The following is an 11258-nucleotide window of genomic DNA, read 5'->3' on the forward strand; positions in this document are numbered from 1 at the left end:
CTCATTTAGGGGGACCGTTCGAGTCGAGCTCCACCGGGTGACCGGCGTGGCTTTGGCCTGTATTCGGTGACCCGTTGCCCGAGTGGAGTTTCGCGCCGCACCCGAAGTGGCGCGATCCTTCCCACCCGGGCAACGAACGAACTGTCCTTCCCACATTGGTCGGCCGAATCTCGGCCTGCAACTACCCTGATGCCCGTCGCGGCGTCGAAAAGGATCCATCATGAACAAGCTTCTCAAAGGCTCCCTCGCTGGCGCGGTCGGCGTGGCGCTCCTCCTCGGCGGTGCGGGCACCTTCGCCTCGTGGAACTCGACGGTGACCGCTGGTGGCGCTGCGACGATCGCGGCCGGCACCTTGTCCGTTACCGAGCCGACGCCCGCCGCGCCCGGAACCTGGACGAGCACGGTGGGAACGAACGCGCCGGTCCCGATCACGAGCATCGCGGCATACAAGGCAGTCCCCGGTGATGTTCTCACCTACACCAAGGTGCTCAACATTTCAGCCACAGGCGACAACCTGAAGGCGACGCTGTCCCTGAGTGGGGCCGCGATCACTGCGACGTCGTCGAGCACATTCGACACGAAGCTGGCGACGGCACTGAGCAGCAGCGCCGCCCTCACCGCCAACTTGACCGCCGTTACCGGTGGATACTCGGTCGTCAAGGGAGCGACAACCGTGACGGTCACAGCGACCATCACCTGGCCATTCGGCACCTCCGTCGACAACTCCGCCCAGGGCGGTTCCGTAAATCTCAGCAACTTCTCGGTCCTCCTGACCCAGATCTAGTCGGTCCCGCCGGTGCGTCTGGTCTCGGCCAGACGCACCGGCTTCCTAGCCTCAGAAACACTGTTGGTCGATGAATTGGGGTGCACATGTTTCCCCTCCAAACGTCTTCCCGCATGGTTCGGATCCAGTCAGTCCTTCGAAAAGGCCTGCGAGCCGCGACGCGTGTCCCCTCTTTTCGGACCATCGTCTCGACCGCGGTCTCTGTGGCGGCCGCGATCTGCCTTGCGGTCCTCGGCGCTGGTGGCTCATACGCATACCTCAATGCGAGTGCCCCGGTGTCTGCGGCCACGACCATCAAATCCGGCACCGCGACCCTGACCGTGTCCACTCTCACCCTGCCGACCAGCGTGCTCTACCCGGGCGTCACGGTCAGTGCCCCGGTCACCGTCACCAACGTCGGTAACGTTCCGCTCGCACTCCGGATCGCCGGATTCACTCCGCCGGTTCCGGCGACGACCCTCTCGGCGTCCCTGAGCATCGGCCTCTTCGTCGGTACCTGCCCGGTCGTGCCTGCCCCGACCTGGACCGCAGTCCTCAACACCACCCCGGTCGTCACGAGTCTGGGCAAGACCCTCCCCGTCGGCGGGTCCACCACCCTCTGCGTCTCCGTCACCCTGCCGCTGTCCGCCCCTGCCACGACCCAGGGCCTCTCCGCCGCGAACTTCGGCATCGTCATCGACGGAATCCAGGCCTGAGCCATGTCCACCGTGCAGCGCCGCGCTCCTCGCATCCGTTCGCCCAAACGGATGCTGGCGCTCGCGTTCACCCTCTTCCTTACCCTGGCAGGCACGAGCGTCGCCCAGGCGAGCTGGACCGCGCCGGGGGTGACCGCAATCGCGTCCGTCACGGCCGGCAGCCTGGCCGTCACGCAGACCGGTTTCGACACGCTCGCCGTCCTGTATGACTCGAGCACGCTGTCGGTCACCAAGGTCGTGACCGTTACGAACAAGGGGAACATCCCTGCGCCGTACACGCTGACGCTGACGGCTCCCGCGACGACACTCGCGACCGGCGTCGACCTGCAGACCTGGCCCGTCGCCTCGGCGGCGTCCTGCTCGACCGGGGCGACCTCTACCAGTCCCACCGGCCAGCACTGGACCTCGGCACTGACCTTCTCCGGCAGCGGCGCGACCGCGCTCGCCGTGGGAACGTCCGCATACTTCTGCGTGCGCAGCACGATCACGCAGGCGCAACGCTTCGCACTCGTCGGTATCTCCGCAGTGCCGACCGTCACCCTCACCTCGAGCGTCGGCAACTGGGCGATCGCCCCGCTCGCCATCTACGCGACCCAGACGGTCGCGAACACCCTGACACCCGGCGCGCCCACTGCAACCACGACGGACCACACGGCGACCCTGACCTGGGCCAAACCCGCCGACACAGCAGCCATCATCACCTACCAGGTCTTCCGCAACGGGACCCTGATCGGGACGACGACGGCGCCCACGGTGACCTACACCGACACCGGGCTCGACGTCGGCACGGCGTACAGCTACACGGTCAGGGCCCTCGATGCGGCCGGCGATGCCTCGCCCCTGTCCACAGCTGCAGTCATCGCGACCGCCGGCCCCAATTCCGGGGCCTGGTACAAGGTCAAGAATGCGACGACCGGACTCTGCATCGACGGCGAGAACCAGTCGACGGCGGCCGGAACTGCGATGATCAGCTTCGGCTGCAAGTCGACCGGTTTCGACAACCAGTCCTGGAACTTCTCGAACCCTGCCGGTGTGTCTGCGGTGAAGGCGAAGTACGCCCCTCAGCTCTTCTGGGATACCGGCAGGGGCGCCGCCGCCGGCCTCGCCGCACAACTCCAGAATGCCGGGACCTCGAACCAGAGCTGGCGCATCACGGCCGTCGGGGCTGTTGGAAGCGGTACCTACCGCTTCGTGAACGACAGCGGCCAGTGTCTCGACGTCAGCGGGCAGACCACCGCAACGAACAACATCCAGCTGGAGCAACAGCCGTGCGGTGTTCTCGGGCTGGCCAGCCAGACCTTCACCATGACGTGGGTGGGCTGACATGCGCCCGAACCCGATCCGGGGTCGCCGGGTCGCGGCATCCGCCCTCGGAATCGCTGCGCTCGCCATGTCACTCGCCGTTTCGGGCGTCGCAGCGCCGGCAAGCGCCTCGGCTGGCGCCACTCCGATCGCCCCCGTCGACCTGCTCCTCAGCACCGATGGCGTGACGTTCGCGACGACGCTCAACGCCGGCCTCTTCGACGGCCTCGGCCTGCTCGTCCCGCGCGGCAGCCAGCAGGCCGCCCTCTGGGTGCGCAACCCGACCGCCGCGCCGGCCGAGGTGCGGGTGAGCGCGCACGACGTGCTGCTCCCGTCCGGCGGATACGCCGATCACATCACTCTCGCCGCGTGGAACTCCGGAACCGGCGACACCCTCACCCGCACCCTCCGCAGGCTCGATAGCTGCGCGATCGTCGTGCCCTCGCAGCCGATCGCGGCAGGCGGCACGATGAAACTCGTCGTCACGTTCACCATGGCGGATGTCTCCGGCACTGTCGACCAGGGAGCGAGCGCGAGCCTGGGCTTGCTCGTGGCGATGCGGGATGCCGTTGCCGGCCCGTTCGCGGCGTCTCCGTGTGACGATCCGGGAACGGTCGTGCCGGCATTTCCCGGCGCTCCGCCGACGCCGGTGACCCCGACCGCCACGACTCCGACGGCGTACCCGGCAGTCGTCGGCAGCGGAATCCTCGCGCACACCGGCGTCGAACCGCCCGCACCCGTGCTGGTCGTCGGCGGCCTGTTGCTCGGGATCGGCATCTTTCTCCTGCTCGCCCGCCGTCGCCGCCCTGAGGAGGACCGCGAATGACCAGCACCCAGCTTCAGTCTGCACCGGAACACTCGCCGGCACCCGCGGCATCCGTGCCCGGTGCGGCCGCGAACGAGGCCCCTGCGCCCGTCGACCCGCCCGACAAGAGCCTGCTGCACTACCTCGGGCTCGCGGTCAGCGGAGCGGTCCTGCTCCTCGTGGTCGCCCTCGCGCTGCTGCTGATCGTGGTCCCCAAGGTCACGGGGTCGACCCCGCTCACCGTGCTGACCAGTTCGATGGAACCCACCCTGCCGCCCGGAACGCTCATCATCGTGCGCCCGGTCACCCCGGACGAGATCCGCATCGGCGACGTCGTCACATACCAGATCCGCTCGGGGGAGCCGGGCGTCATCACCCACCGGGTCACCGCGATCAGCTCGAGCTCCGAAGGCGGACGTACCTTCACCTTCAAGGGAGACAACAACAGCGTCGCCGATGCAGACCAGGTGCTTCCGGTACAGATCCAGGGGCGCCTCTGGTACTCCGTGCCGTGGGTCGGCTGGGTCAACAACGCCGTCAACGGCCAGAGCCGCAGCTGGATCGTGCCCATCGTCGCCGGGCTGCTGTTCGCCTACATGGGATACATGTTCGCGAGCGGCGCCGTGTGCGCGCTGCGCAAGCGCCGCCGCGCGGCCGCCGCCGTGGCCGCCGGGGCCGCGAGGATCGCGTCTACGCCCGAGCCTGCTGCGCCCGGGTCGCCATTGCGTTGAGCACGTCGATCAACTGGTTCGCGTAAACGACCAGGATCGCGATCTGGTCCTCGTCGCGTTCGATCCAGCGGCATTCCGGCTGCGACCGGATCGGCACGAAGTCCCGGTGCTGCTCCCAGACCAGCAGCGTGCGATCGGCGCCGAGTACGTACTGCTGCCACCAGACCTGCCGCATATAGGAGCGCGGGATGCTGCGCCACGCCTTGTTCGTCGTCTTGATCTCCGAGAGTTCGAGCGTCCGGGCATCCGTGCCCACGCCGTCGGGGGTCGCGAGGTGGCGGCGGTGGCCGGCGGCATGGAACAGGGTCGTGCTCGGTTCGATGCCGTAGTTGTCGAGTACCCAGGACGCGATCACGGGCTCGCGGGCGCGACCGTGGTCGGTGTAGGTGTTGCCGCCGAAGTTGCTGCCGTTCATCTTGTCGTTGGCCGCGTTCTGCACCGATTTGGGAGTGGCGAGCTTGGCGACATCCGTGGCCGTGATGCCCTGGTTGCGGGCGCGCATCCAGGCCGCCCAGTCCGTTGAGTCGGCGACGATGCGCAGCAGGTGCGGGGCGATCGCCGGCGCAGCGACTGCTGCGGTGACGGCGGCGACGGATGCTGCGGCTGCCGAGGAGACCGTGAGTGACCCTGCCGGCTCAAAAAGCGGGAGCAGGGTATCGGTCACCCTCCCCATTGTGCCAGCCGCGACCGCCGTTCCCGCCCAACCGATCCGTCGAATTGGTTGGGCGCGGGGTGCGAACGATGGGGCGGCAGGGGAGGGGCAGAGCGGGCGCGAACCCCATTCACAGGAGCGCCAAGGTCCCCGCATAGGCTTTTCATAGAAAGCTCGCGATACTGAGATCTATGAGCACACGTGAAACAGACCACTCGACCCGCGGGCCGCGTCTCCACAAGGCCGACGGAAGCCCCATTCGAGTGCTCGTCGTCGACGACGAACCCACGCTCACGGATTTGCTCTCGATGGCCCTCCGTTACGAGGGCTGGGAGGTGCGCACCGCAGGCGAGGGACGCCAGGCGCTGACCATCGCCCGCGAGTTCCGGCCGGATGCGATCGTGCTCGACATCATGCTTCCCGACATCGACGGCCTCCAGGTGCTGCAGCGCGTGCGCGCCGACGGCTATGAGACTCCCGTTCTCTTTCTGACCGCGAAGGATTCCCTCGACGACCGCATCGCCGGCCTCACCGCGGGCGGCGATGACTACGTCACCAAGCCGTTCAGCCTCGAAGAGGTCGTCGCCCGGCTGCGCGGCCTGATCCGCCGCTCGACCCTGGCCGTGTCGGACTCCGTCGACCCGCGCATCTCGGTCGGTGACCTCACCCTCGACGAGGACAGCTACGAAGTCTCCCGGGCCGGCGACGCCATCGAGCTCACCGCGACCGAATTCGAACTGCTCCGTTTCCTGATGCGCAACCCACGCCGCGTGCTGAGCAAGGCCCAGATCCTCGACCGGGTCTGGAGCTATGACTTCGGCGGCAAGTCCTCCGTCGTCGAGATCTACATTTCGTACCTGCGCAAGAAGATCGATGCGGGACGCGAGCCGATGATCCACACCGTGCGCGGTGCGGGGTACATGCTGAAAACCGCGTGATGACGCCGACCGACCGGCCGGATTCGCTCGACCCGGCTGACGCGGCTGACCCGACCCACGCGGCTGACGCGGCTGGCGTGGCTGACGTGGCCGACGTTGCCGACCGGACTGACCCGTTCGACCCGGCCGGCTCGCCCGCACGACCCGGCCCGCAGCATCCGTCACGTCGACCGCAGTGGGTCGGCCGCCCGCGGTGGCTGCGGCGTCCGCTCTGGCTGCGACCCGGACGCGCCCCCTGGACCCTGCGCCGCCGGCTCGTGCTCGCCGTCGTCGGCCTGCTCGCCCTCGTGAGCATCTCGATCGGTGTCGTGAGCGTCACCGTGCTGCGCGCCAACCTGCTCGCGGGCCTCGACCAGCAGGTGAGCTCCGCCGCCGAACGGTCGCACTCGATGCTCGAGGGCCGCCGCGACAACGACCTCGGCGCCGCGCTGCCGGTGTTCGTGCCCTCCGCGAGCGTCATCCTCAACGGCCCCGGCCAGCCGGGCACTCTCGCCCTCGTCTTCTACGATTCCACCCTCACGGCCGGCTACACCGACGACACCGGCACGATCGTCGCACTCACGGCCCACCAGGTCGACCTCCTCGTGCAGAAGGCCGATATCCTCGCGAGCCAGACCGGTACCGCGCAGCCCGTCACCGTCGACCTCGGCGGCGATGTCGGCAACTACCGGATCCTCGCAAGTTCGAGCCGCACCGGCACCCTCTCGATCGTCGGCCTCCCGCTCAGCACGGTCGACGGCACCGCGACGCAGCTCGCCATGATCATCGGCGTCGTCTCCCTCGTCGGCATCATCGTCGTCGCGATCCTCGCGATGTGGATCGTGCGCCTCGCACTTCGCCCGCTGCAGCGCGTCACGGCAACGGCCGCCCGCGTCTCGGAGCTCCCGCTCGACCGCGGCGAGGTCAGCCTCGTCGACCGGGTCCCCGCCGCGGACACCGACCCCCGCACCGAGGTCGGCCAGGTCGGCTCCGCGCTCAACCGCATGCTCGACCACGTCGACCTCGCCCTCGAGACCCGGCAGGCGAGCGAGAACAAGGTACGGCAGTTCGTCGCGGATGCGAGTCACGAGCTCCGCACGCCCCTCGCCTCGATCCGGGGTTACTCCGAGCTCACCCGGCGCTCCGGCCAGGAGCTGCCGCCGGACGCCCTGCATGCCCTCAGCCGGATCGAATCCGAGTCGGTTCGGATGACCGGGCTCGTCGAGGACCTTCTGTTGCTCGCCCGCCTCGACGAGGGCCGCGAACTCGAACACGGCACCGTCGACCTCACGAGCCTGCTCGTCGACGTCGTCAGCGATGCGCACGCGGCCGGCCGAGACCGGGTGCTCAACCTCGAGCTTCCCGATGAGCCGATCCAGGCCATTGGCGACACGCCCCGGTTGCACCAGGTCTTCACCAACCTGCTCGCGAACGCGCGCATCCACACCCCGCCGGACACGACCGTCGAGGTCGCGCTGTCCGAGCAGGACGGCCGTGCGATCGTGACCGTGACGGATGACGGCCCCGGCATCCCGGCAAACCTGCAGACGACTCTCTTCGAGCGTTTCGCCCGCGGCGACAGCTCGCGGTTCCGCGGAACCGGAAGCACCGGACTCGGCCTCGCCATCGTCCAGGCTGTCGTGACCGCGCACCAGGGAGAGGTCACGGTGTCGAGCCGGCCGGGCCGCACCGAGTTCCGGGTGTCGCTCCCGCTCGCCTGACCCGCGGCGTGGCGCGGGCTACGGGGTGTTGAGCTGGGCGAGGAGCGTGGCGAGCTGGTGCAGGTCGTCCGTCGGCCAATCGCTCAGGCGCTTGTGCACGATCGCGGTCTCACCGTTCCGTACGGCGTCGAGTTTGGCCCGTGCCAGGTCTGTGACGGCGAGGAACCGGGCGCGGCCGTCGTCCGGGTCGACTTCCGTGCGCACGAGACCGAGTTCGCAGAGCTGCTTCGCCTGGCGGCTGATCACGCTCTTGTCCACGTAGAGCGCAGCGGCGACCGCGCTCGAGTGCGTCGGCCCGTAGCGCTCGATGTGGCGCAGGAGCTTGAACGCGAACGGCTGCAGCGACGCGTCGATGAAGAGCGCGGCATCCCGCATGCTCGCCCGGATCAACCCGGCGAGCACGCTCAGCTGCTCCTCGACCTCGGCGATCGCCGTCGCCGACTCAGCGCCCGGTGCGTCCTCCCGCTCGTCGGTGTGCGTGGACGCTGTCGGAGTCCCCTGGATCATGGTCACAGACTACTGACTCTGTGCGCGCCGGGCTGGTCGTCCCGCGGCAGGTGAATCACCCCGGTCGGGTTGTTGAGCCCGGCGGGGGCGAGGCCGGCGGATGCCGCGCTCACCTCGATCAGGATGTCTTCCATCTCCTCGACCTCGGTTTCGCGCTCGGCAGCGCGCCCGGCTTTGTCCTCTGCGGCGCGCTCCGCGGCAGTCACGCCGGTGTGCCCGGCCGACGTGCCGTCCCCGGAACCTTCGCGGGCCCTGGCAATGCCCGTCTTCCGGCCGAGGGACGCGTTCGGCAGCAGGGTGACCATCACGAGGGTGATCACGGCGAGCGGGATGCCGAGAAGGAAGACCGTGCCGACGCCGGACCCGTACGCGGATTCGACGAGGGTGCGCACCGCGGCCGGGAGGTCCGCGATGCGCGGGATGGCGCCGGAGCCGAGCGCGCTCGCCGCGGCCATCTTGTCGGCGGCGCTGAGCGCGCCGACGCCGTCGGTGATGTGCTGCGCGACCGCCGTGCCGAGCACGGAGCCGAGCACCGAGACGCCGATCGTTCCACCGAGGCTGCGGAAGAAGGTGACGCTGCTCGTGGCGACGCCGAGGTGCCTGACCTCGATCGAGTTCTGCACGACGAGCACGAGGTTCTGCATCAGCATGCCGAGGCCGGAGCCGAGCACGAACATGTAGACGCCGACGAGCACGAGATCGGTCCGGTAGTCGAGGGTCGCGAGGAACAGCAAGCCGACGATCACGAGCGCTCCGCCCGAGACCATGATCGCCTTCCACTTGCCCGTGCGGCTGATCAGGGTGCCGAACGTGACCGAACAGATCAGGTAGCCGCCCATCATCGGGATGGTCAGCAGGCCGGACTGGGTCGGCGTGGCTCCCCGGGCGAGCTGCATGTACTGGCTGAGGAAGACGGAGGTGCCGAACATGGACACGCCGACCGAGATGCTCGCGATCACCGCGAGGGTGAAGGTGCGGTTCTTGAACAGGGTGAGCGGGATGATCGGCTCGCTGACCGTGAACTCCACGAACACCGCGGCGACGAGCAGCACGACAGCGCCGCCGACCATCAGGAACGAGGGCACGGATGCCCACTCGAACTGGGTGCCGGCGATGGTCACCCAGATCATCAGGAGCGACATGCCCGCAGTGATGAGGATCGCGCCGAGGTAGTCGATCTTGACGACCCGCTTGACCCTGGCCGGGAGGTGCAGGGTGCGCTGCAGCAGGATGATCGCGAGGATCGCGACGGGCAGTGCGATAAAGAAGTTCCAGCGCCAGCCGAAGGCGTCCGTCACGACACCGCCGAGGAGCGGACCGCCCACGGTGCCGAGGGCGAGGACCGCGCCGAAGAGACCGGCATAGCGGCCGCGGTCACGGGGGCTGATGATGTCGGCCATGATGATCTGGCTGAGCGCGGCGAGGCCGCCGGCGCCGAGGCCCTGCAGCACCCGGAAGCTGATCAGGGTGCCGGTGTTCTGCGAGAAGCCCGCGAGTGCGGAACCGAGGACGAACACCACGAGGGAGAGCTGGATGAGCAGCTTGCGGTCGAAGAGGTCGGCGAACTTGCCCCAGATCGGCGTGCTCACGGTCGTCGCGAGCAGGGTCGCCGTGACGACCCAGGTGTATGCGGACTGGTCACCGTGCAGGTCGGAGAGGATGAGCGGCAGCGACGTGCTGACGACGGTCCCGGCGAGGATCGAGACGAACATGCCCATCAGCAGGCCGGAGAGGGCCTCGAGTACCTGCCGCTTCGACATCGGCGTGTCCGAGTCGCGGTGGGGGAGGGGCTGCCGGTCCTGCGGGTTCTGCGGTGGAGCGGTACGAACGGATGAAACGCGAGACATGAAACTCCTGGGGCGTGTAATTGACAAGCATCAACTATATCTCGATAGTGGACTCAGGTCAACTACCTATGCCGTTCCGCTCACGGGCTGAGGGGCGGATGCCGCGATTTGCGCCCGCCAGCGGCATCCGTTACAGTGAACGAAGCCAAAGACCGCCGGTTGTCGCTGCCCAGTAATGGACGGTGACCGAAGGTTCACTCATGTGAACAGCCCGCGCAGGAATCGAAGTTCAGTTTCAGTTCGCAAGGACTGCTCAGCTCCGGCGCTTGCGCTGGGGCTTTTTTCATGTCTGCGCCCCGGGCTACCGGCACATGAAACCAAGAGGAGCGCCATGGCGAACAAGGAAGCAACGGTCGCCGAGCTGACGGAGAAATTCCAGAGCTCGACCGCCGTTCTGCTCACCGAGTACCGCGGTCTCACTGTTGCGCAGCTCAAGACGCTGCGCGTTTCCATCAGTGCGGACGCCACGTACGCCGTGGTAAAGAACACGCTCACCAAGATTGCGGCCAACAACGCCGGCATCACGTCGTTTGACGACGAACTCGCCGGCCCGTCCGCCATCGCCTTCGTGCACGGAGACCCCGTCGCCGTCGCGAAGACCCTGCGTGCCTTTACCAAGGCAAACCCTCTCCTGGTAGTGAAGGGTGGTTACTTCGACGGTAGCCCGCTCACTGCCGAAGAGGTAGGCAAGCTCGCCGACCTCGAGTCCCGTGAAGTGCTGCTGGCCAAGCTGGCCGGCGCGTTCAAGGCCTCGCTGTTCGGAGCCGCATATCTGTTCAACGCACCGCTTTCGAAGGCTGTTCGCACCATCGAAGCACTGCGTGAGAAGCAGGAGTCCGCGAACCAGGCATAGGCCTGCTAGCGGTGAGTAACTAAGAAACTATAGGGAGAATAATCATGGCAAAGCTTTCCACCGAAGAATTGCTCGAACAGTTCAAGGGCCTGACCCTCATCGAGCTTTCCGAGTTCGTCAAGGCGTTCGAGGAGACCTTCGAGGTCACCGCAGCAGCCCCCGTCGCCGTCGCCGGTGCCGCTGGCCCCGCCGCCGCCGTTGAAGAGGTCGAAGAGCAGAGCGCCTTCGACGTCATCCTCGAGTCCGTTGGCGACAAGAAGATCCAGGTCATCAAGGTTGTGCGCGAGCTCACCAGCCTGGGCCTCGGCGAGGCCAAGGCCGTTGTCGATGGCGCGCCGAAGGCCGTCCTCGAGGGCGTCACGAAGGAAGCCGCCGAAAAGGGCAAGGCTTCCCTCGAGGCCGCCGGCGCCACCGTCACCCTCAAGTAGTCGGGCCCCCCAGGGG

12 protein-coding genes are annotated in these 11258 nt (G+C 67.8%); 9 read left to right on the forward strand and 3 right to left on the reverse strand.

Going from position 1 to position 11258, the window contains the following annotated elements; genetic code table 11:
* The first annotated feature begins 220 nt into the window (after positions 1 to 220).
* The 5 genes from E3O39_RS05255 (at position 221) to E3O39_RS05275 (ending at position 4317) form a co-directional block, all read left to right on the forward strand.
* Entirely contained in the window at positions 221 to 784 is a 564-nt protein-coding gene (locus tag E3O39_RS05255) for an alternate-type signal peptide domain-containing protein (RefSeq protein ID WP_134446719.1), read from the forward strand.
* Positions 785 to 987: 203 nt separating this feature from the next.
* Complete coding sequence (locus E3O39_RS05260; protein ID WP_166788301.1) at positions 988 to 1479, forward strand: hypothetical protein; 492 nt, start codon at positions 988 to 990, stop codon at positions 1477 to 1479.
* Between the two features lie 3 nt (positions 1480 to 1482).
* Positions 1483 to 2802, forward strand: a complete 1320-nt coding sequence (locus tag E3O39_RS05265) for an RICIN domain-containing protein (protein ID WP_134446723.1) — start codon at positions 1483 to 1485, stop codon at positions 2800 to 2802.
* 1 nt (position 2803) lies between these two features.
* Complete coding sequence (locus tag E3O39_RS05270; RefSeq protein ID WP_134446725.1) at positions 2804 to 3607, forward strand: LPXTG cell wall anchor domain-containing protein; 804 nt, start codon at positions 2804 to 2806, stop codon at positions 3605 to 3607.
* A complete protein-coding gene (locus E3O39_RS05275; RefSeq protein ID WP_134446727.1) occupies positions 3604 to 4317 on the forward strand; it encodes a signal peptidase I in 714 nt (237 codons plus the stop codon). Before E3O39_RS05270 ends, E3O39_RS05275 begins: the two co-directional genes overlap by 4 nt.
* Here the strand turns inward: E3O39_RS05275 and E3O39_RS05280 are convergent.
* The gene (locus tag E3O39_RS05280) at positions 4277 to 4873 is read right to left on the reverse strand and encodes a YqaJ viral recombinase family protein (RefSeq protein ID WP_370294727.1); all 597 of its coding nucleotides are present in this window, start codon (positions 4871 to 4873) and stop codon (positions 4277 to 4279) included. The two genes, E3O39_RS05275 and E3O39_RS05280, sit on opposite strands and share 41 nt — an antisense overlap.
* Positions 4874 to 5160: 287 nt before the next feature.
* Between E3O39_RS05280 and E3O39_RS05285 the strand changes: the two genes are divergently transcribed.
* Positions 5161 to 5907 (forward strand): response regulator transcription factor, encoded by a 747-nt coding sequence (locus tag E3O39_RS05285; RefSeq protein ID WP_134446731.1) that lies wholly within the window; start codon positions 5161 to 5163, stop codon positions 5905 to 5907.
* Positions 5907 to 7607 (forward strand): HAMP domain-containing sensor histidine kinase, encoded by a 1701-nt coding sequence (locus E3O39_RS05290; RefSeq protein WP_134446901.1) that lies wholly within the window; start codon positions 5907 to 5909, stop codon positions 7605 to 7607. The genes E3O39_RS05285 and E3O39_RS05290 overlap by 1 nt, the downstream gene beginning before the upstream one ends.
* Positions 7608 to 7625: 18 nt before the next feature.
* On the opposite strand, the gene E3O39_RS05295 is transcribed toward E3O39_RS05290, so the two are convergent.
* Positions 7626 to 8114: a MarR family winged helix-turn-helix transcriptional regulator gene (locus E3O39_RS05295; RefSeq protein WP_134446733.1), complete on the reverse strand. Its 489-nt coding sequence runs from the start codon at positions 8112 to 8114 to the stop codon at positions 7626 to 7628.
* A gap of 2 nt (positions 8115 to 8116) precedes the next feature.
* Entirely contained in the window at positions 8117 to 9874 is a 1758-nt protein-coding gene (locus E3O39_RS05300) for an MDR family MFS transporter (RefSeq protein ID WP_134446903.1), read from the reverse strand.
* Positions 9875 to 10292: 418 nt separating this feature from the next.
* On the opposite strand from E3O39_RS05300, the gene rplJ reads away from it, so the two are divergent.
* Positions 10293 to 10814: a 50S ribosomal protein L10 gene (rplJ, locus tag E3O39_RS05305; protein ID WP_134446735.1), complete on the forward strand. Its 522-nt coding sequence runs from the start codon at positions 10293 to 10295 to the stop codon at positions 10812 to 10814.
* Between the two features lie 44 nt (positions 10815 to 10858).
* Positions 10859 to 11242, forward strand: a complete 384-nt coding sequence (gene rplL, locus E3O39_RS05310; RefSeq protein WP_134446737.1) for a 50S ribosomal protein L7/L12 — start codon at positions 10859 to 10861, stop codon at positions 11240 to 11242.
* Positions 11243 to 11258 lie beyond the last annotated feature (16 nt).

It is taken from the genome of Cryobacterium sp. MDB2-A-1, assembly GCF_004402675.1.
Taxonomy (GTDB): Bacteria; Actinomycetota; Actinomycetes; order Actinomycetales; family Microbacteriaceae; genus Cryobacterium; species Cryobacterium glucosi.

Bases quoted from the DNA above. Each gene is read 5' to 3' on its own strand.
- E3O39_RS05255 (WP_134446719.1), top strand. From the start codon at position 221: ATGAACAAGCTTCTCAAAGGCTCCCTCGCTGGCGCGGTCGGCGTGGCG.
- E3O39_RS05265 (WP_134446723.1), top strand. From the start codon at position 1,483: ATGTCCACCGTGCAGCGCCGCGCTCCTCGCATCCGTTCGCCCAAACGG.
- E3O39_RS05270 (WP_134446725.1), top strand. From the start codon at position 2,804: ATGCGCCCGAACCCGATCCGGGGTCGCCGGGTCGCGGCATCCGCCCTC.
- E3O39_RS05275 (WP_134446727.1), top strand. From the start codon at position 3,604: ATGACCAGCACCCAGCTTCAGTCTGCACCGGAACACTCGCCGGCACCC.
- E3O39_RS05285 (WP_134446731.1), top strand. From the start codon at position 5,161: ATGAGCACACGTGAAACAGACCACTCGACCCGCGGGCCGCGTCTCCAC.
- E3O39_RS05290 (WP_134446901.1), top strand. From the start codon at position 5,907: ATGACGCCGACCGACCGGCCGGATTCGCTCGACCCGGCTGACGCGGCT.
- E3O39_RS05295 (WP_134446733.1), bottom strand. From the start codon at position 8,114: ATGATCCAGGGGACTCCGACAGCGTCCACGCACACCGACGAGCGGGAG.
- E3O39_RS05300 (WP_134446903.1), bottom strand. From the start codon at position 9,874: ATGTCGAAGCGGCAGGTACTCGAGGCCCTCTCCGGCCTGCTGATGGGC.
- rplJ (WP_134446735.1), top strand. From the start codon at position 10,293: ATGGCGAACAAGGAAGCAACGGTCGCCGAGCTGACGGAGAAATTCCAG.
- rplL (WP_134446737.1), top strand. From the start codon at position 10,859: ATGGCAAAGCTTTCCACCGAAGAATTGCTCGAACAGTTCAAGGGCCTG.